General features: G+C 59.0%; 22 protein-coding genes. 12 read left to right on the forward strand and 10 right to left on the reverse strand.

Annotated features, from left to right (window positions below; genetic code table 11):
• Nucleotides 1–102: 102 nt before the first annotated feature.
• On the reverse strand, nucleotides 103–1,929 hold the full coding sequence (locus tag I6L49_RS04300) for an ATP-binding protein (protein ID WP_216950682.1): 1,827 nt from the start codon (nucleotides 1,927–1,929) through the stop codon (nucleotides 103–105).
• A gap of 8 nt (nucleotides 1,930–1,937) precedes the next feature.
• Entirely contained in the window at nucleotides 1,938–2,429 is a 492-nt protein-coding gene (locus I6L49_RS04305) for a molybdopterin-dependent oxidoreductase (protein WP_005351410.1), read from the reverse strand.
• A 338-nt stretch (nucleotides 2,430–2,767) separates the two neighbouring features.
• Here I6L49_RS04305 and I6L49_RS04310 point away from each other — a divergent pair, with 338 nt between their 5' ends.
• From I6L49_RS04310 to I6L49_RS04335, 6 genes are all read left to right on the forward strand, one after another.
• Nucleotides 2,768–3,118, forward strand: a complete 351-nt coding sequence (locus I6L49_RS04310) for an STAS domain-containing protein (RefSeq protein WP_005333409.1) — start codon at nucleotides 2,768–2,770, stop codon at nucleotides 3,116–3,118.
• On the forward strand, nucleotides 3,115–3,531 hold the full coding sequence (locus I6L49_RS04315) for a hypothetical protein (RefSeq protein ID WP_019445317.1): 417 nt from the start codon (nucleotides 3,115–3,117) through the stop codon (nucleotides 3,529–3,531). The genes I6L49_RS04310 and I6L49_RS04315 overlap by 4 nt, the downstream gene beginning before the upstream one ends.
• Before the next feature lie 18 nt (nucleotides 3,532–3,549).
• Nucleotides 3,550–5,655: an SLBB domain-containing protein gene (locus I6L49_RS04320; protein WP_005360128.1), complete on the forward strand. Its 2,106-nt coding sequence runs from the start codon at nucleotides 3,550–3,552 to the stop codon at nucleotides 5,653–5,655.
• A gap of 1 nt (nucleotide 5,656) precedes the next feature.
• Nucleotides 5,657–6,325: a tyrosine-protein kinase family protein gene (locus tag I6L49_RS04325; protein WP_005360129.1), complete on the forward strand. Its 669-nt coding sequence runs from the start codon at nucleotides 5,657–5,659 to the stop codon at nucleotides 6,323–6,325.
• A gap of 23 nt (nucleotides 6,326–6,348) precedes the next feature.
• Entirely contained in the window at nucleotides 6,349–7,839 is a 1,491-nt protein-coding gene (locus tag I6L49_RS04330; protein WP_216950683.1) for a SpoIIE family protein phosphatase, read from the forward strand.
• 80 nt (nucleotides 7,840–7,919) lie between these two features.
• On the forward strand, nucleotides 7,920–8,921 hold the full coding sequence (locus tag I6L49_RS04335) for a glycosyltransferase family 4 protein (RefSeq protein WP_216950684.1): 1,002 nt from the start codon (nucleotides 7,920–7,922) through the stop codon (nucleotides 8,919–8,921).
• A 295-nt stretch (nucleotides 8,922–9,216) separates the two neighbouring features.
• On the opposite strand, the gene I6L49_RS04340 is transcribed toward I6L49_RS04335, so the two are convergent.
• The 3 genes from I6L49_RS04340 to I6L49_RS04350 are packed head-to-tail and all read right to left on the reverse strand — an operon-like array spanning nucleotide 9,217 to nucleotide 12,189.
• On the reverse strand, nucleotides 9,217–9,852 hold the full coding sequence (locus I6L49_RS04340) for a sugar transferase (RefSeq protein WP_088869117.1): 636 nt from the start codon (nucleotides 9,850–9,852) through the stop codon (nucleotides 9,217–9,219).
• Entirely contained in the window at nucleotides 9,849–11,042 is a 1,194-nt protein-coding gene (locus tag I6L49_RS04345; protein ID WP_088869116.1) for a glycosyltransferase family 2 protein, read from the reverse strand. The genes I6L49_RS04340 and I6L49_RS04345 overlap by 4 nt, the downstream gene beginning before the upstream one ends.
• Before the next feature lie 31 nt (nucleotides 11,043–11,073).
• The gene (locus I6L49_RS04350; protein ID WP_088869115.1) at nucleotides 11,074–12,189 is read right to left on the reverse strand and encodes a glycosyltransferase; all 1,116 of its coding nucleotides are present in this window, start codon (nucleotides 12,187–12,189) and stop codon (nucleotides 11,074–11,076) included.
• A gap of 157 nt (nucleotides 12,190–12,346) precedes the next feature.
• Between I6L49_RS04350 and I6L49_RS04355 the strand changes: the two genes are divergently transcribed.
• From I6L49_RS04355 to I6L49_RS04370, 4 genes are all read left to right on the forward strand, one after another.
• Entirely contained in the window at nucleotides 12,347–13,762 is a 1,416-nt protein-coding gene (locus I6L49_RS04355) for a GNVR domain-containing protein (protein ID WP_021230256.1), read from the forward strand.
• A gap of 339 nt (nucleotides 13,763–14,101) precedes the next feature.
• Nucleotides 14,102–14,904 (forward strand): IS5 family transposase gene (locus I6L49_RS04360; protein ID WP_216949514.1). Its coding sequence is split into 2 segments (ribosomal slippage): nucleotides 14,102–14,429 and nucleotides 14,429–14,904, totalling 804 coding nucleotides; the frame shifts between segments, so codons are not numbered across the junction.
• A 61-nt stretch (nucleotides 14,905–14,965) separates the two neighbouring features.
• A complete protein-coding gene (locus tag I6L49_RS04365; RefSeq protein WP_216950685.1) occupies nucleotides 14,966–15,694 on the forward strand; it encodes a hypothetical protein in 729 nt (242 codons plus the stop codon).
• 153 nt (nucleotides 15,695–15,847) lie between these two features.
• Nucleotides 15,848–16,696: a hypothetical protein gene (locus I6L49_RS04370; RefSeq protein ID WP_216950686.1), complete on the forward strand. Its 849-nt coding sequence runs from the start codon at nucleotides 15,848–15,850 to the stop codon at nucleotides 16,694–16,696.
• Nucleotides 16,697–17,154: 458 nt separating this feature from the next.
• Here I6L49_RS04370 and I6L49_RS04375 read toward each other — a convergent pair whose 3' ends face one another.
• Entirely contained in the window at nucleotides 17,155–18,000 is an 846-nt protein-coding gene (locus tag I6L49_RS04375; RefSeq protein WP_216950687.1) for a DUF1194 domain-containing protein, read from the reverse strand.
• A gap of 168 nt (nucleotides 18,001–18,168) precedes the next feature.
• Here I6L49_RS04375 and I6L49_RS04380 point away from each other — a divergent pair, with 168 nt between their 5' ends.
• Together I6L49_RS04380 and I6L49_RS04385 are read left to right on the forward strand one after the other, a co-directional pair.
• Nucleotides 18,169–18,936 carry a hypothetical protein gene (locus tag I6L49_RS04380; protein ID WP_088869110.1) on the forward strand — a complete coding sequence of 256 codons (768 nt, stop codon included), beginning with the start codon at nucleotides 18,169–18,171 and terminating at the stop codon, nucleotides 18,934–18,936.
• On the forward strand, nucleotides 18,923–19,369 hold the full coding sequence (locus I6L49_RS04385) for a hypothetical protein (RefSeq protein ID WP_088869109.1): 447 nt from the start codon (nucleotides 18,923–18,925) through the stop codon (nucleotides 19,367–19,369). The genes I6L49_RS04380 and I6L49_RS04385 overlap by 14 nt, the downstream gene beginning before the upstream one ends.
• Here I6L49_RS04385 and I6L49_RS04390 read toward each other — a convergent pair.
• From I6L49_RS04390 to I6L49_RS04405, 4 genes are read right to left on the reverse strand one after another with little or no spacing between them, the layout of a single operon-like run.
• Nucleotides 19,347–19,823 (reverse strand): hypothetical protein, encoded by a 477-nt coding sequence (locus I6L49_RS04390; RefSeq protein WP_216950688.1) that lies wholly within the window; start codon nucleotides 19,821–19,823, stop codon nucleotides 19,347–19,349. The two genes, I6L49_RS04385 and I6L49_RS04390, sit on opposite strands and share 23 nt — an antisense overlap.
• A gap of 11 nt (nucleotides 19,824–19,834) precedes the next feature.
• Nucleotides 19,835–22,375, reverse strand: coding sequence for a hypothetical protein (locus I6L49_RS04395; RefSeq protein WP_216950689.1), 2,541 nt, complete (start codon nucleotides 22,373–22,375; stop codon nucleotides 19,835–19,837).
• Entirely contained in the window at nucleotides 22,372–23,571 is a 1,200-nt protein-coding gene (locus I6L49_RS04400) for a glycosyltransferase (protein WP_157160896.1), read from the reverse strand. Before I6L49_RS04400 ends, I6L49_RS04395 begins: the two co-directional genes overlap by 4 nt.
• Nucleotides 23,568–24,323 carry an acyltransferase gene (locus I6L49_RS04405; protein ID WP_216950690.1) on the reverse strand — a complete coding sequence of 252 codons (756 nt, stop codon included), beginning with the start codon at nucleotides 24,321–24,323 and terminating at the stop codon, nucleotides 23,568–23,570. The genes I6L49_RS04400 and I6L49_RS04405 overlap by 4 nt, the downstream gene beginning before the upstream one ends.
• Between the last annotated feature and the right edge of the window lie 189 nt (nucleotides 24,324–24,512).

The raw sequence follows: 24,512 nt of genomic DNA on the forward strand, positions 1-24,512 counted from the left end.
GGCTTGCCTGCGTGTGTTCCAGACCCAAGCCCATTCAGTTGCCTGCAGACGTCAATGTTGCCCCACATGAGCAATCAGTAGCCCGGAATCAGGGGGGGGGGGTTATTGCTTGGTGACACGCAGGGCGGCGTTGTATTTGAGCCGACCATGGGAAATATGTCTGTTTATCTCGCTCAGTAGCGTCTCTTTATTGATGGGCTTGGTGATATATCCATTCATGCCATGGGAAAGATAGTATTGCTTGGATTCCGGCATCGCATCCGCCGTCAGGGCGATGATGGGGATATCTGCCCAAGGCATCTGGGAGGTGCGGATCCGGGTGGTGGCCACCAGGCCATCCATCACTGGCATCTGGACATCCATCAACACCAGATCAAATTCGGTGTGACCCAGTTTCTCCAGCGCCTCTTCTCCCTGAACGGCCAGTGTGACCTGATGGCCCACGGAGTCGAGCATGGCGCCGATCACCTTGCGGTTGGTGGCATTGTCATCAACCAGCAAGATGCGATAGCTCTCCTGATCCAGCGGCTTGGACGGCAGGCAAACAATCGAGGGGGTCGTGGCTCTGGCGGGCCAGATGTAGGTAAAAGTACTGCCATGTCCCTCGCTGCTCTCTACCGAGATATCGCCACCCATCAGGCGTGCGAGGTTACGGGATATTTCAAGTCCCAAGCCCGATCCACCATATTGGCGGGTGATCGAGACATCCGCCTGGGCGAAACGTTGAAACAGGTTCTTTAGCTGACTTTTGCTCATGCCGATCCCGGTGTCCTGGATCGAGATGCGTATCGAGTGGCGATCCTGCTCCAACAGGGTGCTATCAACATGGATCTTTACTTCCCCCTGATGGGTGAACTTGATGGCATTGCTCACCAGATTGAAGAGGATCTGGCGCACCCTCAGCGGGTCGATCATCAACCACTCCGGCGTATCGGAGGCAACTGTCAGGGTCAGCTTGATCCCTTTTGCATCGCAGTTGCTCTGCATCAGGGCCCGGATATCCTCCAGCAGCTGGGGCAAGTGATGGGGGGCCAGTTGCAGCTCGATCTTGCCCTCTTCCAGCTTGGATACATCCAGAATGTCGTTGAGCAGACCGAGCAGATGGTTTGCCGATTCGCGCGCCGTCTCCAGATAGTCTCGCTCCCTCGGATCCATATCCCGGTCGGCCAGCAGTGAGAGCATGCCGAGAATGCCATTCATGGGGGTGCGAATTTCATGGCTCATGTTGGCCAAAAAGCTGCTTTTGGCTCTTGTGCCGGCCTCTGCCGCCTGATTTGCCCGCAGCAGTTTGTCATTGAGCTGCTGCATCAGTTTGTGCTGCAGAAACGAGATATTCATTTGCCGCCAGATCAGCAGGGCGAGCACAAAGAGCAGCGCAAATTGCAGGGTTGCGATGAGTGTCGTCGTGATGATCTGCTCCCTCACGCTGTCGCGACGCGCCACATCAAACAGGGTCGCCTGCTGGTTCACCTCCAGAGTCAGCTGATGGAGCAGGGGGAGCAGGGAGGCAAGCTGTTGGCGCAGCTCCTGATGGGCAAGATTGTCCAGCGGCTTGGTGGCTTCCGGGCCGAGCCAGATATCCGCCAGAGAGATGTAGGATCGAATGGCTTTGCTTGCCTGCTGGTAGATCTCTGTTTGCTGAAGCAGGCTGCGATCCTTGCTCTCCAGCACCAGATCCATGCGGCTGACCAGAATATCGTATCTGAGCTGGAAAGTCGGTTGCGACTCATGGAGCAGCGAGCTTTGAAAACGCAGCGCTTCGTTATAGAGCTGGAAATAGTTCCACATCACGTTGTCTTCGCCTTGGCTGGTACTGCGCTGCAGATCCTGAAATTGCCGGTACTGAATGGTACCAATACCGGCAAAGGCTAGGAGCAGCACGCAGAGCACCACAAACAAGAAACGTTGACTGGCCGCCATGGAACGCATGATGGGATCTACTCCACTTTTATCGCACTAATCTGCCAGATAGCCCGACCGTAATAGAGCTTGTTTTGCAGTTCGGGATATTGATCAAACGGATAGACAAGGAACAGCGGCCCTTTGTCGCGCACCGACAGTGGCTTGCCATTGATCGTGCGGGCGAGGATGACCCGATACTGCTCGGCATCGCTGGTCGGCACCTGTACCGAGTAGTCATTGAGCGCGGTAATGGTGAGCTGTTTGCCGGTTGCCCCGACCTTGGCCAATACATCTTGCAGTAGCGGGCCGCGAAAGGTCTTGGCTTCGTCATACCATGGGGTATGGGTTTTGATTTCGTGTACCGGCAGTTGATCCAGCATGGCGCTGTCCCACAGGGCCAGAGCCTGATGAGTGGGGCTGCTGATGGCGCCTTCAACCTTCAACACGGCGCTGTCAGGGGAGGGGGCTGCGTATGCGGTGCCGCAAAGGGCTGCCAACAGTGGTGCGATGTAAAGGCCTGCTTTCATGATCTCTCCTTCCTGGAAAATGGCGGCATGGGGGCCGAGCCAAAGGTGGCTTGTGAAGTGTGTCCAAAGGCAAGCAATAATCGGGCCCAGTCTAATGGGCTTGAATTATCAGCCATTTAGCCTGTTATCGGGCGATCTCGGCCAAGGTGAATTGCAGTTTGCAACGTGCGGGGGAGGTTAATTGCAATTTGGCAATCAAAACGAGGAGTGGGTGTTGGCGAATAAGGCGCAAAGAGTATCATTTGGAGAACAAGTGCCGTGGCACTGCCCGGCATAACATTTGCAACGTGCTGAATGCCGTGACAGCAAATAGTCTGAGAATCGACAAGGAGCTAGCGATGGAAAGCATGACTTACACCCTTAATGATATCCAGGTAGTGGTACTGGAAAACGAGTTTGACGCGATGGCCGTCAGTGAGCTCCGCCCGTTGTTTGAAACCCTCTCGACCCACCCGGGAGATATCCTGGCCGATATCAGCGATGTTCATTTTATCGACTCGTCGGGGATCGGAGCCTTGGTATTTCTCTATAAAAGATTGATTATGAACGGGCATCAGATGGCCCTTGTCTGCGGACCCGGTCAACCTCATGACCTGCTGGAGATGCTGCATATCGACCGGGTGATCCCCTGCCATGAGAGCATCAAGGCCTATATGCGTTCCCGTGGCATGATGGCCGCTGCATCATGAAACGCTTTGGTATCCTGCTCTCGTCCATTCTGCTGTCGGGTTGTGCGCAGTGGCCGCCGCAGGGGTATGGCGGCATGGCAGAGGCAAGACCCACCCGTATTCCGGTCAATGAGGATGAACGGCGGGTCTGGTCTCGTTATGATGAGCGTCAGAAGGAACTCGACTTGCAACTGACGGAATTAAAGCAAGCGAGTCTGCAGGGGTGTATGCCTGCCGAGTTGAAACGACTACAATCTCAACGTATTGATATCGAACGGGATATGCACGGACGGCTCTGGTCGGATGTAGCCTGGCGTCAGACCGTGTTGGCACAATCACTACAACAAGTACGTTTGCGGCTGCAACAGACAACAGCGGATGGCTGTCGTGCTGATTGGTCAGGGCTCCCCTTACGCCAATGGGGGCAGACGTAACAGACGAAAAGGATGTCTATGAAACGGGGCGCTCTCGAAGGATTGATCTGTGTTCTCTTGCTGTTGTTCACCTGCCCGTTACTGGCCTCCACCTTGTTGGCTCCCGGTGATCGGTTGGCCATAGTGCAACCCGGTGAGCCTGCTTTTGATCAGCCTTTCCAGATCAACAAGCAGGGGGAGATTGCACTGCCTGAGGTCGGCAACGTCGTGGTGGGGGGAAAGACCCTGCAACAGGCGGATGAGCTGATCCGCACTGCCCTCAAACCTGTTTACAACAACCTCTCTCAATTGACCGTCACCTTGCTGGAGAAGCGGCTGCTGATCAGCGTGATGGGCTATGTCAAAAAACCCGGCAGTTATGATCTGGCGCCCGATGGCAACGTGCAGATGGCCCTCGATGCCGCTGGCGGTCTGGTGCCCGGTGCCCAGCTCAACAATATGCAGGTGCGGCGTGGCAGTACGGTCTCTAGCTTCGACTACAAGCGTTATCTCGATACCGGCGATGCCAGCGTGTTGCCGCCATTGCAATCCCTCGATGTGGTGTTCGTACCCGCCTCTCCGCTGATCGGCAACGTGCAGATCGATTTTGATGCGGCAACCCTGGCGGCAGGCGGGGATGGCGATACCGGCAAGGCGATCAAGGTGTTTGGCGAGGTCAACAGCCCCGGCGCCTTCAGTTTCAAGAGTGGCAACTCCATCGTGGATCTGTTGATGCGAGCCGGTGGGGTGACCCGTTTTGCCGGGGTGGAGCGGATCCGGGTGATCAATGGTGATGCCCCCGAGCTGTTCGATCTCAAAGCCTATCTCGACTCCGGCAACAACAAGCTGCTGCCCAATCTGGCGCCGGGCGCCACCATCTTCGTGCCCAAGGATGAAGAGCAGATAAAACGGGGGGCGCGCACCATCTACATCATGGGCGAGGTGTTCAAACCCGGCGCCTATGAGGGGCGGGAAGGGGACTCCTTCCTCGATATTCTGGCCAATGCCGGCGGCCCGACCCGCTATGCCGAGAGTCGCCAGATCCGTTTGCTGCGCACCGATGGCACGATCGAACCCATCGACTTGCAGGCTTATACCGAGGGGATGCAAAAGGCGTTGCCCCAAGTCAAACCCGGTGACGCCATCTTTGTGCCGGAAAAGACCGATATCAACGAGAAGTCCTGGTTGAAAGTGGCCCCCGGGCGGGCGGTGATGGTGATGGGGGCGGTGCGGATCCCAGGCCGCTATGAATGGTCTGACGAAATGTCGCTGCTGGATCTGATCGCCCACGCCGGAGGGCCCAACGAGCGGGCCGATATCGCCAAGGTGCAGATCCTGACCGCCGAAGGGGGGCAGGCCACGCCAACCCTGTTTGATCTCGACAAGTTCCTTCATCAGGGGGGGGCGCTAGCCAGCCTGCCGAAGATCCGGGCCGGATTCACCATCATGATCCCCGAGTTGCCCACCGATCCCAGTGACAACAAGTCCCAGTGGGTGCGCCAGTCACCGGACAGTTCCATCTATATCTTCGGTCAGGTCGGGGCCCCCGGTCGCTATGCCTTCAATGAGCAGATGGGCTTTATCGACATCCTGTCGGCTGCCGATGGCCCGACTGCGGCGGCGGATCTGCGCAATGTGCGCATCGCCCATCGCAGTGGCAGCACTGCGCGGGTCAGCAAGCTCGATCTTGCCCTCTACTTTGAAACCGGCGATGAAACCTTGCTGCCCAAGGTGCTGCCCGGCGACTCCATCTACCTGCCGGAGAAGAATCGCCCCTGGCTCGACGAGCCCAAGGAGAACACCATTCGGGTGTTGGGGGCGATTGCCCGTCCCGGTCGCTACCGCTTTGACTCCTCCATGACCCTGCTGGATCTGCTGGCAGAGGCGGGAGGCCCGACCAGCAGCGCCTATATCAAGAAGATTGTGGTGATCAACATGGCTACCAGTGGTCAGGGGGATCAGGCCCGCAGCTTCGATCTCGACGGCTTTGCCAAAGAGCCCGACTTTAGCCAGTTGCCGGTGCTGCGCGCAGGGGACACCGTCTTTATCCCTGATAGCAAAAGCAGCAACTGGGCCATCTTCATGGATGGCATGCGCGACATTTTGACCACGATCTCGGTGGTGGCCCTGGTCGGGACGCTTTGATATGAGCATCCCCATTCAATATCTGGAGCTCGAATCCCTCTACGCGGCGACGGTCGCCCGGGGGATCCGCTCGCTGGCGGTCACCTCGTCGGAAGGGGGAGAGGGGGTGAGCTCCATCTGCGATGCGCTGGCAAGGCGCTCGGAAGCGGATGGGCTGCGCACCCTGCTGGTGGATCTCAATCTCTATCACCCCGGCCGCGCCACGGCGGTTGCCTGGGGGCCCAATGATGTGCCCGAGCCGGTGGCCACTGGCCGGTCGTTGTCCCTGCTCCCGGCGCCGGGCAAGGATCTGATGGCTTTTCGCAACAAGGATACCTTGCGCCAATTGCTGGTTCGCTGGCTCGAACATTACGATGTGGTGATCTTCGATACCTCGCCGCTCACCGCCCTCAATCGGGGCAATATTCCGGCCGATCAGGTGTGTGGGGCCTGTGAAGGGGCGCTGCTGGTGGTGCTGGCGGGAGTGACGCCGACGACCGTGGTACAAAGTGCGGTGGATAAACTGACCCGTGCCGAGGCCAATCTTATTGGCGCTGTCTATAACGACAAACTCAACCCGGGGCTGGCCAGCGAGATCCTGCGCGAGCTCAACCGGCTGCCCAGCAACCGGGTGACCGAATGGCTCAAGCGCTGGTGTCGGCGCAGTGCCTTGCTCAATTTCCGGATCTGATCGCCCGCTGATGGAGGCCCGATATGGATGACTGGTTGCGATCTGCTCCGTCAACCCTGCAGGCGGTGCGCGAACTGCGCAACCGGCTGGCGCAGGGACTCTCCCTGTTTCAGGTCTCCCCAAAGGATCAAGCCAACTGGCTGCTCTGTTTCAGTGAGCTGGCCACCAATAGCGTCAAACACACAGCGCCTCCCGCGACCCGGCTCTGGCTCACGCTGAAAGAGGATGAAACGGGCTTGAGTCTGATACTGGAGGATGATGGCGGCCCGCAACCCGGTCTTGCCAGTGCGCCGTTACCCGATGAGCTGCAGGAGGGGGGATACGGGCTGGCGCTGGTGCACCAGCTGTTTGCCGAGGTGCACTTCTCTCGCGACGGTGAGCGCAATCGCGTGACCCTTCGCCAGCAGGGCCCGGTCAACCAACTGCCGGTGATCGCGGTGATCGATGATGACAAGGTGATGCGTGCCCTGCTCACCGCCTATCTCCATGAGCACTACCGGGTTGAAAGTTATGCCGACTCCCATGCCGCCCTGCTGGCGCTCGGGAAGCAGCCCCCCGCGCTGGTGCTCTCCGATATCGAGATGGAGGGGATCGATGGCTTTGGGCTGCGTCAGCAGTTGATGAAGGATCCCAAGATGAAGGGGGTGCCCTTTATCTTCCTGACCGGTCATCAGGATCAGTGGACCCAGAGTCGGGCGGGGGCGCTGGGGATCGATGACTTTCTGGTCAAACCCATCACCAAGCAGGATTTGTTGCTGGCGGTTTCGCGGGTGCTGCAACGATCGGAGCAGCTCAAGTCGCAATGGGGCGAGCAGCTGGATCAGCGCATGACCTCGGCGCTGCGCCCGTTATTGCCCGCCACCTCCATAGGGGGATACCAGCTGGCGTTGCAAACCCGCGCGGCCACCGTGGGGGGCGGGGACTTTCTGCTGGTCAAGGGTCGGGTGTTGTGGCTCGGGGATGTGATGGGCCACGATGCGGAAGCCAAGTTTTTTGCCCATGCCTATGCCGGTTATCTGCGTGGCTTGCTGACGGCGCACGATCTGGAGCGCGCCCCCGCCCGTTTGCTGACCATCTTGTCCAATGCGGTTCACAGTGATCCGCTCCTCGGGGCTACCCTGCTCACCACCCTCTGTATTGAGCTCGGCAACGAAGGGCGGGTGCAGTGGGCCAGCGCGGGTCACCCGGCGCCCTGGCTGGTCGGGCCCGGCACCATCCGTCAGGTCGGTGTGACCGGCCCCTTGCCCGGTTTGCGCCCGGATCCCCACTTCGTGACCAATGAGCGTCAGCTCAAGCCCGGCGAGATCCTGCTGTTCTGGACCGACGGCCTGCTCGATAGCCGTGATGCCGCAGAGCGCCAGTGCTGGGAGTCGCAGCTCAAGGCGATCTGCCTGACCTCGGGGCCCGGTCTTGAGCAACTGGCTCATCGCATTGCCCGCTGGTTTGATGAGCGCATCAATGATGCCGCCCTCGATGACATGACCCTCTTGCTGGTCGCCTGTCCCGGCGCCTGATCCTGTCCCTCTTTGCCTGACTGGCCCGCTCTATGCAGCGCCTTATTTCAGGTGGCATGGAGCCACGGGAGGAGGTGCCTATGTTACCCATGCAACAGATCTGGCTGGCCATCGATGCGCGTCAGGTCGGTGGAATTGAAGTTCACATTATCCATCTCGCCAACGATCTGCTGGCCAGGGGATTTCGCCCCACCATAGTGCTGGTGAGCAACCACGGTATGACCCCCTTCACGACCCTGCTCAAACAACAGGGCTTGCCCTACGAGGTGTGCCAAAACAGCCGCGATTTTATGCGCCGTCTGGCCCGCCAGCCGGCTTCTGTGCTGATCCATACCCACGGCTACAAGGCCGGGGTGCTGGGGCGGCTGACAGCCTGGTTCAGCGGAAAATCGGTGGTCTCGACCTTTCACAGCGGGGATGACGGGGAGGGCTTGCTGAAGTTTTACAGCTGGCTGGATCGCACTACAGCGCGTTTTGCGAAGTGTATTGCAGTGAGCGAGCCCATCGCTCGCAAATTGCCTGTGCCAAGCACGGTGATCAGCAACTTTGTCCCCATGCCTGCGACGCCGGCTACGGTATCTGGCAACCGGATTGCCTTTGTCGGCCGCCTCTCGCCGGAAAAGGGGCCGGAGGCGTTTTGCCAGCTGGCCGCCTTCTGCCCGGATGGGGCGTTTCATCTCTACGGGGATGGCCCCATGAAAAGTGCCTTGTTGCAGCAGTATGGTGATCGCGTCCAGCTTCATGGTTTCCAGAACATGGCCAATGAGTGGCACAACATCGACCTGCTCTGCATCACCTCCCGCTTTGAAGGGTTGCCGCTGGTGGCCCTGGAGGCGATGGCTCACGGCATACCTGTCTGTACCTTTGCGGTGGGGGGGCTGGTCAATCTGATCGACCATAAATCCAATGGCTGGCTGGTGGAGCCCGGCCATGTGCGGGATATGGCGGAGCTGGTCAACTACTGGCTGCGCAGCGATGGGGTGGTGCGCAGCAAAATGAGTCAGGCGGCCCGCAACACCATCGCCCGCGGGTACAGCGTGAGCAACAGAGTGACCGATATTCTGGCCGTCTACGGCGCCTGAATCACCAAGGGAAAAATTGCCAAAACGAGTGGCCGCTGGCTACTCGTTTTTTTATGTGCCGGTGTTAGGGGTTGCAGGGGGCGGATTGCTTCGGTGATCACGCAACGCTTGGGTTTCTGCTGTTGGTCAAACTGGCATCAGGCCTTTGGATGGATGGGGCCAGATAATGGCGATCAGATCGCTGACTTTTCGGTGATCAACGTTGATGTGCCACAAGGATGCGCCATAAAAAAAGGCCATTGCAGTGGCAATGGCCTGATGGGGTTGGGGTGTGGTTGAGGTTGGCACAGCGGGATTAGCGCCCCTTTTTGCCAACCATGATGGCGATCGTCTTGCCGATGATATGCACATCCTGCACCAGCCAGCGCCAGGGGTGGAGCAGGGCGACCGAGTAGGCCAGATCGAACGCCAGCTTGCTGCGCACATCATCCAGCGACTCGTCGTAACCCTGATTGACCTGTGCCAGACCGGTAATGCCGGGGGCCACTTCATAGGTGCGTTCGATAAAGTACGGCACCGCATCTTCCAGCCGGTTGGCGATACCGGGTCGCTCCGGGCGGGGGCCTATCAGCGACATCTCCCCCTTGAGCACATTGATAAACTGCGGCAGCTCATCGAGCCGGGTTTTGCGCAGAAAGTCGCCGCTGCGGGTGATCCGGCTGTCCCCCTTGCCACACCAGATCGGCCCGGTGGCCGCCTCGGCGTCGGCGCGCATGGTGCGAAACTTGATCATGAAAAAGAGCTCGGTATGGGTGGCGTGGCTGCGCCCGATCCGCAGCTGACGAAAGAACACAGGCCCCGGGCTATCGAGCCGGATGGCCAGCATGATCAGTGGCCACAGCGGCAGCGTCAGCAGCAGGCCAAGAGTGGCACCGAGCAGATCCATGCTGCGTTTGACCACCAGGGTCAATCTTGGAATGGGGTGTGTCATACGGCTTTCTCCTGTGACATGAAACGTATGGGGGCGCGCAGGCAGTAGCGCAGGGTGCCCATGCCGTTGTACCAGTGTCCGAGTACCAGATAGTGGATTTTGCGAAACAGATTGGGCCAGGGGTGCACAGGGGTCAGCTGGATCAAGATGACCAGCAGATACCCCAGCAGTTGCAGCCCCAGCAACAGCTGAAATAGCAGGGATTGGGTGGCCAGCGGGATGGCGCAGAGCCACAGCAGGGTCAGGCAGAGCGGCATCAACACCCGCAGCCCCTTGCCACTGGCAAAGTTGAAGGCAACCCAGCCGAACTTGGGGTGCAGCAGGGGCAGCAACCGCAGCAGCTGCTGGGTGTTGCCGGCCCCGATCCGCTTGCGCCGTGTCGCCTCCAGCGCGGCATTGGAAACTTCCAGCTCCAGTGCGGCGCAGCGATTGTCATAGACAGCGCGATACCCCTTGGCGATGGCCTGCATCGGCAGGATGAAATCGTCGTTGATGGTATCGGCGGCCAGCGGGGTGAGGCACTCCCGGCGCATCATGTAAAAGGCCCCGTGGGCCCCCAGCATGCCGCCAAGGGCCGACTCGCAGAGCTTGATCTGGCTTTGATAGTGCCAGTAACTCTCCTCGCCCTGTGAGCCCGGTTGCCAGAAGCGGTATGCCTCCCCGACCACCCCTACCTTGGGATCGGCAAAATGGGCGACCGCCAGCAGCAGGCTGTCGATGGGCAGCAGGGCCGAGACATCGGTGAGGGCCACTAGATCGCTGTGTACCCGGGTCATGGCCTCGTTGAGGACGGCGACCTTGCCGCGATTGCGGGGGTGATCAAACAGCCTGATCTGCAACTGCTGCAGGGCGGGATCACCGAGCTGACTTAGCGCAATGGGGTAGCTGTTGTCGCTGCAACCGTCGAAATGCACATGCACCCACAGCTTGTCGGCGGGGTAATCGAGGCTGGCGAGGTTTTGCAGCTTGGCCGCGATGGTCGCCGCCTCGTTGTAGACCGGCATCAACAGGGTGATGGTCGGCAGCGCCTCATCGGTGGCGTCTGTTTTGAACCCTCGATCAAGAGGGCGGGGTGGATTGGCTACCTTGCACGCCTGCCGACCACCGAATTTGAGTAGCAGGGGATAGCCGACATGGTGGTAGACCACCAGTACAGCGCACAGCCAGAACACGATCATGATCCACTCCATGGGATGCTCCTCTGGTCATCGGGTCGCTTGATCAGCGGCTGTAAAGCTGCTGATAGGCCTGAGCCATCCGGCTCAAGCTGCTTTGCTGGCACACAAACTCTCGGGTGACGGCACGCAGGCTATGGCACTGCAGCAACCCTTGTGCCAGAAGCTGGGCAAGGCGGCCGGGATCCCGCTCCGACAGGATATGGCCGCTGGCCTGACAGACGATCTCTCTGGCCGCCCCCACGTCGCTCATCACCACCGGCACCCCGCAGGCCTGCGCTTCCAGCACGCAAAGCGGCATCCCCTCTGCCAGCGAGGGGAGGCAGAAGAGATCCAGCCCCTGATAGAAGCGCGGCATGTTTTCGACCAGCCCCAAAAAATGGACCCGATGGGCGATCCCCAGCTGCTGACACTGTTGTTGCAACGCATTTTGCAAACTGCCGACCCCTGCCAACGCAAGATGCACCTCTTCCGGCAGGGTGCGGATCGCCTCCAGCAGCAAGGTGTGACCCTTGACCGACTCAAGGCGGGCGGCGCAGCCAATCAACCTGACCCCTTGTGGCAGCCCCATATCCTGACGGGCGAGGGCGGCAGCGCCCGGGGCAAAGCGCCGCTCATCAATGCCGTTGGGGATCACGGTTGGCGACAGCTGGCCCAGCTTGGCCAGCAGCTGGTTGGCTACCGGCGCGGCATCGGCCACCAGAATGGGTTTGAAGGCGCGCAGCCCCCACAGGGCCAGCGTGCGCTGATGGGGATCATCGAGATACCAGGCATCGTGCTCTGTGTGGATCAGGGTGGGCACCTGGGCCAGGCGACTGGCCAGCCCGCCATAGAGCATGGGCCCAAGATGGTGGGTATGTACCGCGATGGGCTTGAGTTGGCGCAGCAGTCGGGTGAGCCGCCAGAGGGTCGCAAGCGACCAGCCAGCGGGCTTTTCCAGACAGTGAATATTGCCTGCGAAGGGATGCAGGGCGGGCCATGCCCTTAGCACATCCCCTTTGCACCCTTCGAGAGAGATGATATGCACCGGTTGCTCGGCCGGGCTCGCCTGCGTGAGGTTGAGCACCATGGTCTCCAGCCCGCCCGGCTGCAGGTGCTGCACTATTTGAACGATGGCGCTCCCGCGGGGATGGGGTTTGTGCGACGGGGTTGATGACAACATGGTTCGCGCTCCGGCAAGGGAAGGGGTGACACCCCAGATAGCGGGAGAATGCGAATCTTGTACCACTCTTGCGATCTGCCCACAGAGGCGATCAGCTCCTCTGGTGGCACTGCCTTTGCATCGTACGGGGGGAGGGCTTTTCTCAGGGAGTGATGCCATGCCTGTTCAGTTCTATTACAACCTCTACATCATTCTCTTTGCCGCCTGGCGCCGTCGCTATCTGCTGGTGATCCCGGTACTGGTGATGCCGCTGGTGGGCGTGACGGTCGGTCTGCTCACCCCCAAGGAGTATGAGAGCCGCACCACCTTTATGGTGCCGCAAGATGCCAACCAGACCCCGACCCTCAAGGATCTGATCACTCAGGAGAGTCTCAAGGATCGCTTTGCGGTGCTCGAAGCCCTGCTGCGCAGCCGTTATGTACTGGATGGGGTAGCGCGGGATCGCGGTCTGGTCAATGACGAGACCCCCCCAGCCCAGCGCGATGCCATCATGGACTGGCTCTCGAGTGCCGTCTCGCTGCGGCTGATCGGCGATGAGGTGATCGAGATAAAGGTCAAGGCGGATTCGGCGGCCAACAGCGCCGGTTTGCTCGAAGCCATTTCGCGGCGCTTTTTCTTCAACCTGCTCAGCAAGGGGCGCCAGTCGGCGGAATCGTCCGAACGTTTCCTGCAAAGCCAGCTCGACAGCCGCCGTAGCGAACTGCAAGCGGCCGAGCAGCTGCTCGCCGACTTCAAACGGGAGCATGCCAGCGCCTTGCCCCAGCAGCAGAGTACCAACGTCGCCCGTCTTTATGGTTTGCAGGAGCGCTATGCCGAGAGCCTGATCACCTTGCAGCAGGCCAAGGCCCGGGTCGATCAGCTATCGCTGGGGCAGGAGAGCCAGCTGGCCCGCCAGTTGGATGAGAAGCTGCAACTGATGCGCACCGAGCTGGTGTTGCTGCGAGCCCGCTACAGCGACGAGCACAGCAAGGTGCAGAGTCTGCGCTATCAGATTGACCAGTTGCAGCAGGAGTTTGAGCAGCTCAAATCCCAGCCGGATATGGCCCGCGGGCCCGAGTGGCAGCTGGCCCAGACGCAGCTGACGGAGGCGGAGCAAAACGCCGCTGGCTTGAAGAGCCAGCTGGATGGGCTGGACAAGGTGGTCGACTCCCAGGGCGATACCGAACGCCAGCTCGCCGAGCTGGAGCGGGATCTGGCGGTCAAGCGCACCCTCTATCAGGATTTGTTGCTGCGTTATGAGAAGGCCAAGGTGACCGGCGATCTGGGCAACTTCGAGCAGGGGGAGCGGATCAAAGTGATCGACAAACCCTTTGCCCCCAGCAAGCCGAGCAACTACCCGCTCTGGCTATTTCTGCTAGCGGGCATTGTTGGCGGGCTGGGGCTCGGCTGCGGTCTGGCACTGGTGGCCGAACTGGCGGATGCCAGCTTGCGCCGCTCCGATCAACTGGCCGCTCTGGTCAAGGCGCCGGTGCTAAGCCGCATTCCCTACTGCGAGCCGGTGCCGGACTATCCATCCAATAGTGATCATGCGCTGGATGGGCAGGTGTTGCCCTTGTCACCGGAGCCGGGTTGATTGGCGCAACCCGCGGGCTGCCAGTCTGAACCTGGATATTTCTGAAAAGGCCTTGTGATAAGGCCTTTTTTATATTGTACGGATGGCGGAGTAAACATCGCGGCAAGCCAATAAAAGAGGATATAGGCTTCATTTTCTGCTTACGTTTCTTGACGGTAGTTTTACCCAGTGGTACAAGTGGAGCCGGCACAAGGCGTTGATAATGCATTGATTTTACAATAATTTATTGGTTTTGATGACGATTTGAAGGGGAAGTTAGATGAAAGGTGTTGTTAACACATTAATAGCCGCTAACAAAACTAAGTTGATTCGAACGATACCAGTCCCCACATAGCCGGCATGACACGAAAAATCATCAGTAACCAGCTATGGAAGTCCTTGCAGCCACTTCTGCCACCTCACCAGCCTTCGCCACGGGGTGGCCGTCCACGCCTCGATGACTATGCCGTTCTCAACGGTATTCTGTTTGTCCTTACTACCGGGATCCCGTGGGAGGACTTACCCCAGTCTTTGGGTTTTGGCAGCGGAATGACGTGCTGGCGTCGCCTACGTGATTGGCAAGCTCAAGGCATCTGGCAGCGACTTCACGTGGCGCTCCTGAGCCAGCTACATCAAGCTGGCCACATCGACTGGAGTAGAACAAGCCTCGATGGCGCGAGCGTAGCCAGCCCCCGGGGGGCCAGGAAACAGGACGTAACCCGACAGACAGAGGCAAGCTGGGCAGTAAACGACACATAGTGGTGGACCGTCAGGGCATACCGCTCGCAGTGCTTGTATCAGGCGCCAATCGCCATGACTCGATAATGTTTGAGCCCTTGTTGGATGCACTTCCGGCGTTAGCAGGTAAGAGAGGGCGACCACGATGTCGACCTGACAAGCTACACGCAGACAAAGGGTATGATTTTCGCCGTTGTCGAGATTATCTGAGGCGACGGGGTATCAAGGTTCGTATTGCCCGGCGAGGCATCGATAGCAATGAGCGATTGGGTTGTCATCGCTGGGTTGTAGAACGCACTCATGGTTGGCTAGCAGGCTTTGGGAAGCTACGAATACGTTTCGAGCGACGGTTGGATATCCATCTCGCCTTGTTGACGCTGGCTTGCGCCGTTATCTGCCTACGCTTTGTTGAACGGTTTTGTTAGCGGCTCTAATAGAACCTTCCATTTAATTATTGTTATAAGACTTAAGGATGTCAGGTTATAGATGAAGAACTCTGAAAACTTCAAAACTGTCTGGTGGGGAATCCTCGTTGTTGTCTTAGGATTCTATTTTTATGGGCGATACTCGAAGATTATCGAGGGGAGTCCTTCTTACTTTGACGTTGTCGTTTTCGTAATATGGATTGGGGTTTGCCTTGCGCCAATATTCCAAGAAATGGATTTATTTGGTATAAAACTAAAACAGCAAATAGATGATTTAAAGAAAGATGTAAACTATCAACTTTCCATACTCAAAACTGAAATTAAGTCTTCAATCGAAGTATCGAATGCTAACAGTAATCAAATATATTTTCAGTCTGGTACTGTTCCGCCGAAAGATTCTGAGATACCAGATCTCTCGGAACAGATACAACGTACTCTGGATAAAATGGGCATTAAAGCCGCCTCAGAAGATGATGTATGTGATTACGACGTTGATCCAGTCCATGTCGAAATGTTCAAGATCAGATTGTCTTTTGAAAATCTGTTGCGAGAATATTCAGATGTAGATGAAAAGTATCGACGTAGATACTCCGTTGGTAAGCTATTGAATGAACTAAGAAACTATGAGCAAATATCCAAGAATGTTCTTCATGGTGTAATGGAGGTTATATCAGTGTGTAACTATGCGGTTCATGGCGAACCCCTCTCACAAGCTCAAATAGCTTTCGTCAGGGAATCTGCTCCAGGACTGCTTAAAGCATTAAAAAATGAGTTGCAAAATGGTTTATAACAAAGCATTGCGGAAGACAGCTAGGAGGTTTGATTGGCCGGTAGGCGCAATCGAACGATCACGCTTCTTTGATCGAACCTACGCCTTCCTTCATCGCTAATTTTAGCCAAACCTTTTTCATACAATGGCGGCTTTATGCTCTTAAGGACACAGATGATAACTGAGATTGAAAAAGAACTATGTGAAGGCTTCGAGAGAAATTTATTTTTGGCGGCGCAAAAAAACCTCACTGAAAAATTAAATCCATTGCGCTTGAATAATTATTCTTATGCAATGCGTGAACTTACTAGGCATGTATTGTATAGGCTAGCGCCTGATGATTACGTTATTTCTTGCCCTTGGTATAAGAATGAAACGAATAAAGATAAAGGAGTCACAAGAAAACAAAGAGCATATTACGCAGTCCAAGGTGGCCTTGACAATTCATATGTAGAAAACACTCTTGGTCTTGAAGTCGATGACATTCACAGTCGTTTAGTAGGGGCTATCAATAGCTTGAGCAAATTTACACATATTGAACCGAAAGTGTTTGATTTGCCTGAAGCAGATATTGATGCTTTGGTAAACGAAACGAGTGAGTCAGTCTATAGTTTTTTGGCAACTATTAGAGATTGCCGAAAAATGCTCATAGACAGTTTGTGGGAACATATTGATACAGCTGTAATAGATGAAACGCTCAGACAAACAATCGTTGCTATAGATGAGCTGGCCACCCACCACTTCATCGACGAAGTTTACACAGACAGGGTAGAAATATATGAAATAAATTATGAGTCTATCAAGTTTCGGGGATATGGCTCGATTGGATGTGAACTTCAGTGGGGGTCAAATTCTGATCTAAGGCGTGGAGATGGGGTAGTGCTGCGCCAGTCATTCCCATTTGTGTGTGAACTGACAAGTCCTGTTGATGCGCCAGAAGAAATCGAATGCATTGAAGATTCGCTTTGCGTAGATACTAGTTCTTGGACCGACGTAAGATATGGTCAAGATGAGGATGCATAACACGGTGCTAAAGTTGGACGCCAATTACGCTGCGATCCATTGGTACCCAGGGTATCCGCATGAGTGCTCATTAATTAGCCATTCAGGCAAGTCCGGCCAATAAAACCCGCTCTAAAAATGCCGGATTCATCATGCAGCTCGTAGGTTCGATTAGCCGGTAGGCGTAATCGGACGATCGCGGTGACACTCCCCGCCAATGTGGCAAGTACGTCCCGACCGGTGTCAGCTAGAGAGTGAATGTCGGTGCGCAGAAGTGGCCATATGAGCGTTTTGGCGAGTTAAAAGAAAGGCCGCGAACGTCCGATTACGCTTCGCTAATCGAACCTACGGTGCTGAGTTAGCTGACAGAATACGGGTGGTATTCAAACCAAAAGTTGTGCAGCCTCTGCCGAAAGCCATGGTTACGGCAAAAAATCAGGGAGCCATAGCTCCCTAATCGCGACACACGGGGTGATAAATCAGCCGATGGCGGGCGCCAGTTGCCCGTTGGCGGGCTGCAGGCGTTCTTGGTTACGGCGTTGATAGCGCCAGGCCAGCAGTAGCGGCATACCGAGCAGCAGCTGGGCGGCCAGCGGGATCTCCTCGATGGGGGCGGCCAGTGCCCCTTCCGGAATAATGCCCCCTTCAATTTCGGCCGCCAGTTTGAGCTCCAGCGCATTGCCAAAGTCGGCGAAGGTGGTGGCATTGATCACAAACGCATCCTGACCGCCCGCCACGTTCTCCACATACCACTCTTGCAGCACCCCATCGGCATAGTCCTGACCTATGGTGATGCCGTTGATGGTATCGATGCCGGAGGCGAGCAGTTGATCCCGCACGGTAGAGGTATCCAGCCCGTTGTTCTGGATACCGTCACCTGACACATCCATCACCTGGCGGGCGGCGGTGTAGTTGTTGGTATCAAACTGCTGGGCACCAAAGGCCATGGCCGAACCGGGGGCCGTCATCCCCGCATAGGGGCGCACCAGGGCATCCAGGGTGGCGGCGAAGTTGTTGATGGAGGTCATGTCGTAGAGGTGGAACCAGTCGGTCATCACGCTCTGCTGGGTCGAGCCGCTCCACATGATCATCTGTACCGCAATTGACCCCAGCTTGCCGCCGCTGGTATCGAGGATGGCGCTTTGTACATCCTGACTGTAAAAGGCGTCCACATAGCCCTGTAATTGCAGATTGAATTCCGATGAACTGACACTGCCCGACACATCCATCAGCAGTTGCAGTTCGGTATCGACTTCGGTCAAGGCGTATGCGGGGGAGGTTACCAACAACATCCCCAGCAGCCCTGCCAACGGTTTGAGTTTCATTGCTCACTCCTTCTCCCTGGCGCTAGTGCCAGCAGGGTGGAATGAATAAAGCGTGCCAGCTTTGGCGAATCCTCTGACTTGGCTTGATCCGGGTGAGGTCGGGCAGGCATGGAACTTGCGAGAACTTGCGTCAGCGGTCAAAAGCGCTGATAACCGGCAGGAGTTGCGATGGAGATCCGTCCCTGGCAGTGGGCACCCAACTGGCTACTACTTGGTTTGGCCAATCAGTGGGGCATGGTATGGCTCAATATGGGTCACTTCAACCTGCTGGTGGTGTTGCTGATTGCTATCTGGTGGCAAATTGCATCGCGGGTTGCACCGAGCTGGCGCCCGCATCCACTGGCGCTCGCCCTCTTTATCCTGCTGATCCTGATCCCCAGCGCCAGTTGCAAGGCGCTGGCCTGTCTGCTGCTGGTGGCCTCGCTATGGCACCGTCATCAAAGTGGCGATGAGCGTGCGGTGTTGCAGATTGTGCTCGCCTTTACCGTGGCGGTGTTGTGGGGGCAGCAGGTGTTTGCCCTGCTCTCCGGCCCTGTGCTGGCCCTCGACGCCTGGGGGGTGGGCCAGTGGTTGCAGCTGCTGGGCTGGGAGACTCGCCTTGATGGCAATCGCATCGAGCGGCTGGGAGGCCATGCGCTGATTGTGCTCAAGGGGTGCTCCTCGTTTTCTCAACTCTATCTGGTGGTGCTCTCCTGGCTGGTCTCCTGCTGCTGGCTGGCGCCGGATCGGCCCCTCTACCGGCAGTGGCCCATGTTGCTGCTGGTTTGCCTGCTCTATATCGGGGCCAATCAGCTGCGGTTGGTGCTGATGAGTCTGGATCTGCGCTGGTACGGCTGGCTGCATACCGGCTCGCTGGCCCAGCTCTACCAGTGGGCCATCATGTTGTTGGTGATGACCATCCTCTTTATCCGGGGACGCCGTGATGCATCTATCTAGGGGATATCTGTTGCTGTTGCTGGTGGCGCTGCTCAGTGCTGCCGCCATGGGCTGGCGTTATCAGAACCGGGCAGTTAACGAGGGAGCCAAGCCGATGCTGCTGGAGCTGGTCCAGATGGGCTGGCGCTTGCGGGTGGCTACGCCGGTATTGGGCGGCACCTATGTCAGCTATCAGCTGGCCCATCCCCGCTGTGATGGTCTGCTGCAGGCCATGCTGGTGGCGCCGGATAGCGAGGCGATGTCAGTGACGCTGGCGGGTGAAGGGATGAGTCAGGGGGTGATGTTTTTAGGCGAGCTGCACCAGAGCCCGCCGCTGCTCTCTTACCGTCTGACCCAGGGTTGGCGCAAATTGTGGGGGCTGGCCCCTTATCCCCTCTATCGGGTGGCTTTGCCGACTTCTTGCATTGACCTTATTGCGCCGCCGCTGGGGTGACAGACCCCGATTCACCGTTTGGCAGAATGCGGATCAGCAAGGTATTGGGGGCCAGCATGGGGTCATAGCGGGGCTCCAGCTCAATGGCGCGAGAGCCCAGCAAGCGGGTGAGGGCCGTCAGCCGCACGCTCGCCATCCGCGCACTCTCCAGCATGTCAGTTTGCAGCCCTGGGCCGCTTATCAGCGCAATCCGTGCCGGATCCTTGAGGCCTAAAAACTGATGCAGCTGCTGCTCCTGATCCGCTGGCAGTTGTGTCTCCGCTTGCTGGTACTGCAGTTGCAGCTGGGGCTGTTCGGCCAGCTGCTGTTCCCGCAATTGGTTGAGGATCGGCAGGGTCTCATTGACCGGCTCCTGACGGGCGCAACCGGTGAGGATCAGCAGCGGCAGCATCAGGGGCAACAGGCGGCGCAGGGCGCTGTCGTTGGCTGTGGAGCGGGGAGTCTGGTTGGCCATACGCAGTCACTTCAGGAGGATGAGTTGGCACCAGTTTGCAATGTTTTCAATCCCTTGGCCAGTTGTTCAATCTCGCGGCGCCACTGGATCCAGGCGGCAGAGGGCAGTTGCTCTGCCACCTGCCAGCGGGTCGGCAGCTGATCGCGCAGGCGCTCCAGCAGCAGGGCGGCCTCCACCTGATAGCGGGCCTCCTGCTCCAGCCAGGCGAGCCAGCGCAGATCCTCGATGGCTTGCTGCAACAGCAACAGATTGTGGGAGAGGCGGTGCGCCTCGCAGGCTTGCGGGCCGAGCAGCATAAAGTCGCTCTCCCGCCCGTCGGTGGGGTCGTAGGGCAGGGCGGTGGGCATGCGGCCATGCCACTGCAAATAGCCCTCGGCGCCGCTCTGCCACAGATAAAAACCGGCGGCTCTCGGAGTACCCAGATTGTAAAACCAGGGGGTGACCTTGTTCTGGCGCACCCGCGCCACATCGGCCTTGTCGGCGCCAAAACCTGCGTTGATCAGGGCAATCTCCACCTCTGCCAGCAGACCAACCTGACCCGGGTGGTTGAAGTGGCCTGCGCGGATCACCGCCGGATCCCGCCGTTTCATCTCCCGCGCCAAGGTGGTGATGGCGGGCAAGGTGGCAAGATCCGGCTCATCAAACAGGCTCCATGCAAGCGGCGGCAAGCCGCTGGCGGTCAGCCCCTGTTGCCGCGCCTGCCACTGTTCAAGCTGGCTGGCAGGGTCTCCCCCCCAGCGTTTGAGCGGGGTATAGGCCAGCAGGGGCGGCACAAAGCCGAGCCCGGCCGCCTCTCCCATGATCTCCTTCATCCCCGCTTCATCTTGTGGCAGGGCGGGCGAGAGGCCGCTGATCCCGAGCTTGGCGAGCCGCTGCAGGTCGCAGCGACTGGCCGCGGCGATCTGCTCTTTTAACGCCTCGGGGTTGGGGCTCAGCCAGTTGAGATAGGGGGGCGCTTCGACATAGATGCCGACCGGCTTGCTGGCCGCGGGCAGGGTCAGCGGCAGCACCTCGATAGTCAGTGGCAGCTGCACCAGTTGCTGTTGGCTGAGCAGCTGAATATTGCCCAGATAGCGCCCCGCCGGGGCGTCTCTGGGGACGGTCATTTGCAGCACCAGACGCCGAGGTGCGTCTGCCAGCAGGGTGAGCCCGGCGATCCCCTCGACCAGCTCCTGATCCGAGGGAGCCAGCAGGGTGCCGCTCGCCTGCGGGCGAACCAGATGCCACTTGCCGTAATAGGGGGTCAGCGCCAGCGGCGATCCTGCCTGCTCGGGGGGCTGGATCACCAGCAAGGGGGTCGGATCGTCGGTGGCGGTGTGGATGGCAAATTCCAGCAGCAGCTGGCTGCCACGGGCGGCCAGCACCGGTTGTGCAGCCTGCTGCAATGCATCGGCCGCAGATGCCGGGGCGATCTGCAGGGTTGGGGCGGCATCCGTAATCGGCGTGAGGCTGAGCTGCTGCGAAGCTGGGGCTGGGGTTGGGGAATAGGGGGCCAGAGTCCACTTTTCCAAAAACAGCTGGCGCTGCTTGGTCAGCACGCTTGCGGTAGCGTCGGCCAATACGGCGAGATCTTTTCCACTATTCGGGAGAGCCTCTTTGCGGGTGCTGGCCGGATAGGGGGCAAGCAGCAGCCCCGCCAGGTATTTGGCATCCGGTGAGTGACCCACCAATGTGATAGTGAGCGGGCCGCCGGGGTGGTTCAGGGTGACATGAACCGGGCCGCCCTGTCGTGCCCCGAACAGCTGCCAGGGATCCGGATTTGGCAGTGCCTCGCGAGATTGCCCCGCCAGATAGCGCTGCGTTAGCCACTCCTGCGGTTGCCACTGCTCGGCCCAGATGGGCTCGCCATTGACCAGCACGCTGCGCTCGAAGGGGTGGGGCAGGTACTCCCATTCACCTGGGTCATCCAGCCAGAGGGTGAGCTGGTAGCGTCCTTTGGCCAGGTCCAGCCGCACCCCGTCGAGATTGCGCAGCCCATCGCGCACAAGGGCATCGCCGGAGGGACGCAAGATGGGGGTGGGGTGGCCAATCAGCCGGGGATCCCCCGGGCTCAGGGGCTCAAAGCCGGTAAAGCGGGGCGCAGCCGCCGCCCCCAGATCCAGCGCAATGGTGCCCGCAGGCAGGGTCAGACCGGGTTCCCAGTACCAGCGGTGAATGGTCATTGAGGGGGCGTTATCGGCCATAAAGAGATAGAGCTTGGTGAGTTTGTCCAGCGCCAGCGCTCTGGGCTGGCTGGTGCGCCACTCACTCAAGGCAAAGCGCAGGGTGAAGGGGCCGGGGGCGACAATCCGCTCCAGATTGACCCGGCTGCGGTAGTTGACCGAGGCCTCGTCGTCGATACGCAGGATCAGGGTTTGCGGGTGGGCGCTGGGGTTATGGCCCTCGATCACCAGTTCATCATCGCTGCCTATTGGCCAGCTGTGGGGGCTCAGATCGAGCCGCTGGGGTGTCTGGTTACCTGACATGGGCAGCGGGGTCAGCCGCTCCAGCCGGGTGATGGCCATTGCTGCATGGCAGCAGAGCAGGATAACCAGCCAGAGCCCTCTGCTCATCCGGCCAGCCCCTTTAGCCAGTTGTTCAGCTCGGCAGCCTTGTGATCCCAGCTTTGCAGGGCCACCTGCTGCTGGCGAGTGTGGCGCCCTTCGCTGCGGGTGAGCCCCTCCCAGCCACTCTCCTGAAACCATCCTGGATTGGATTGATCAAAGGCGGCCCGGTTGATGGCCTGGGCCAGGCTCTCCCCATCGTGGGGGAGCTGGATCTGATCCCGATAGCCATCGAGGGCCGGAAAATCGGTGCTGACGATGGGGCGCCCTGCGGCCAGATATTCGCGCAATTTCAATGGATTGCAGGCACGGATCTGGGCGTTGTCGACAAAGGGCAGCAGGCTCACCTGCCAGTGCTGGGCATAGGCTGCCAGCGTGTGGTGGGGACGGGGCCCCAGCAGATGGATATTGGGGAGCCCCTTGAGGGGGGAGATATCGGTCTGGACCGGGCCAATCAGCACCAGATCCCAATGGGGCAGGGCGGCCGCCGTCTCTGCCAGCAGGGGGATATCAATCCAGTCGCTCAGGCTGCCGTAAAATCCGGCAATGGGGCGGCCGGAGGGGAGATCCGCCGGACGCTCTCTGGGGGGCATAAACAGCTCGAGATCCACGCCGTGGCTGAGGAGCCGGGTTTTATGAGGGGGAAAGCGGCTGGCCAGCGCGGGGCTGGCGGCCAGAATGAGATCCGCTTTTTCCACCAGTCGGGCTTCGCAGTGGGCAATGGCTTGATGATCCACCCCCGCCAGCGCCGAGAAGTCATCGCCGCAGTAGTAGATGACCGCCCGCTCTTCGAGCTTGCCAATCAGATCGACGGCGCTGGGCAGGGAGATCCAGAGCAGGGGGCGATCCAGCTCGGGCAGCTGACGCCGGATCTGCGCCGCCAACCAGTGGCCATTGATCTTGCCCGCCAGACGACTGCCCGGCAGTGGCAAGGCGAGCGGCGGCAGCACCCGGGGGCTGCTGACCTCTGATGGCGCAACCGACTGGCCGCCAGCATGGCGCGCGCCGCGCAGCACGGCCCCCAGTTTGCGGACGATGCGGGTGAGATCATGAAGGGTAAAGCGGGGACAGCGCATGCCGATGGAGTTGACCCAGAGCACTTGATAATCGGGCAACAGACGCTTGATCAGGTGTTGGGTGCTGGAGGGGTGCTGGCCCCAATCCTCTCCCAATACCACCAGTTGCGGCAGTGAGTGTGGTTTCATGCAAAGGTCTCCGAAGCGTGTGCGGGGTCGCTGTGATCCTGTGGCTGCAAGGTGCGCAGTACGCTGGCCGGTACACCCGCTGCCAGCACACCTGCGGGCAGATCCCGGGTGACGACGCTGCCAGCGGCGACAATGGTACCGGCGCCTATGGTGACACCGGCCATCACCATCACCCCGGTGCCGAGCCAGACATCCTGCTCCAGCACAATGGCCCCCACCTGTTCATCGCGATCCGGTTTGCCAAGAGCGCGGTCGCGGGCGTTGACCGGGTGCCCCGGGTAGCCCGCCAGAAAGGCACGCCCTGCAATCCGGACGTTATCCCCCAGCACTATCTTGCTGCCCACCGCCAGGGTGGTTTGCCAGCCAATCCCGACATTGCGGCCAATGACCAGCCTTGGTGTCTGGCTCGATGCGCGGCCGCTGATGGTCATGGCGGCGCTGAGGCGGCAGTCGGCACCAATTTCGATGGTGACTGGACCGCTGATATAGGGGATGCCGCCATAGAGATAGAGGCGCGGAGCGGGGGCCGTCAGGCGAGATTGAAACAAGGGGGTCCACCAAAGAGTGCGGGTCAGGGTCGCCAGCGCGTTGCTGCCGAGCAGATAGAGCCGATAAAGCAGCCGGTGCAGGGGAGGGATCACGGGGAATGACCAGTGGCGGGCACTTTTGGCCAGTCGCCATACCCGGCGAGCCAGTGGCGTTTCCCCCTGTTTGGCCCAGCTTTTCATCCGGTGCAGGTTGATGGTGTTCATGGCGACCTCTCCCTCTGGTGCAGTCCGTTGCTCGCTATGCAGAAAGCAGGGATCGGGCCAACAGGACGACCCCAGTGTGATCGGGCCAAATGGGGCTAAGAGGAGGGGCAAATTGCGCCGGTCGGTGCAATTTGCAGCCAGCGTTGTGCAAAACGCAAATGCCAGTCTCATTCTGGGCTTGCTTAGGCC

Source organism: Aeromonas sp. FDAARGOS 1419, from assembly GCF_019047045.1.
GTDB classification, from domain to species: domain Bacteria; phylum Pseudomonadota; class Gammaproteobacteria; order Enterobacterales; family Aeromonadaceae; genus Aeromonas; species Aeromonas veronii.

Excerpts from the sequence above, each read along its gene's own strand:
- I6L49_RS04300 (WP_216950682.1), bottom strand. The coding sequence starts at position 1,929 with ATGCGTTCCATGGCGGCCAGTCAACGTTTCTTGTTTGTGGTGCTCTGC.
- I6L49_RS04305 (WP_005351410.1), bottom strand. The coding sequence starts at position 2,429 with ATGAAAGCAGGCCTTTACATCGCACCACTGTTGGCAGCCCTTTGCGGC.
- I6L49_RS04310 (WP_005333409.1), top strand. The coding sequence starts at position 2,768 with ATGGAAAGCATGACTTACACCCTTAATGATATCCAGGTAGTGGTACTG.
- I6L49_RS04315 (WP_019445317.1), top strand. The coding sequence starts at position 3,115 with ATGAAACGCTTTGGTATCCTGCTCTCGTCCATTCTGCTGTCGGGTTGT.
- I6L49_RS04320 (WP_005360128.1), top strand. The coding sequence starts at position 3,550 with ATGAAACGGGGCGCTCTCGAAGGATTGATCTGTGTTCTCTTGCTGTTG.
- I6L49_RS04325 (WP_005360129.1), top strand. The coding sequence starts at position 5,657 with ATGAGCATCCCCATTCAATATCTGGAGCTCGAATCCCTCTACGCGGCG.
- I6L49_RS04330 (WP_216950683.1), top strand. The coding sequence starts at position 6,349 with ATGGATGACTGGTTGCGATCTGCTCCGTCAACCCTGCAGGCGGTGCGC.
- I6L49_RS04335 (WP_216950684.1), top strand. The coding sequence starts at position 7,920 with ATGTTACCCATGCAACAGATCTGGCTGGCCATCGATGCGCGTCAGGTC.
- I6L49_RS04340 (WP_088869117.1), bottom strand. The coding sequence starts at position 9,852 with ATGACACACCCCATTCCAAGATTGACCCTGGTGGTCAAACGCAGCATG.
- I6L49_RS04345 (WP_088869116.1), bottom strand. The coding sequence starts at position 11,042 with ATGGAGTGGATCATGATCGTGTTCTGGCTGTGCGCTGTACTGGTGGTC.
- I6L49_RS04350 (WP_088869115.1), bottom strand. The coding sequence starts at position 12,189 with ATGTTGTCATCAACCCCGTCGCACAAACCCCATCCCCGCGGGAGCGCC.
- I6L49_RS04355 (WP_021230256.1), top strand. The coding sequence starts at position 12,347 with ATGCCTGTTCAGTTCTATTACAACCTCTACATCATTCTCTTTGCCGCC.
- I6L49_RS04365 (WP_216950685.1), top strand. The coding sequence starts at position 14,966 with ATGAAGAACTCTGAAAACTTCAAAACTGTCTGGTGGGGAATCCTCGTT.
- I6L49_RS04370 (WP_216950686.1), top strand. The coding sequence starts at position 15,848 with ATGATAACTGAGATTGAAAAAGAACTATGTGAAGGCTTCGAGAGAAAT.
- I6L49_RS04375 (WP_216950687.1), bottom strand. The coding sequence starts at position 18,000 with ATGAAACTCAAACCGTTGGCAGGGCTGCTGGGGATGTTGTTGGTAACC.
- I6L49_RS04380 (WP_088869110.1), top strand. The coding sequence starts at position 18,169 with ATGGAGATCCGTCCCTGGCAGTGGGCACCCAACTGGCTACTACTTGGT.
- I6L49_RS04385 (WP_088869109.1), top strand. The coding sequence starts at position 18,923 with ATGCATCTATCTAGGGGATATCTGTTGCTGTTGCTGGTGGCGCTGCTC.
- I6L49_RS04390 (WP_216950688.1), bottom strand. The coding sequence starts at position 19,823 with ATGGCCAACCAGACTCCCCGCTCCACAGCCAACGACAGCGCCCTGCGC.
- I6L49_RS04395 (WP_216950689.1), bottom strand. The coding sequence starts at position 22,375 with ATGAGCAGAGGGCTCTGGCTGGTTATCCTGCTCTGCTGCCATGCAGCA.
- I6L49_RS04400 (WP_157160896.1), bottom strand. The coding sequence starts at position 23,571 with ATGAAACCACACTCACTGCCGCAACTGGTGGTATTGGGAGAGGATTGG.
- I6L49_RS04405 (WP_216950690.1), bottom strand. The coding sequence starts at position 24,323 with ATGAACACCATCAACCTGCACCGGATGAAAAGCTGGGCCAAACAGGGG.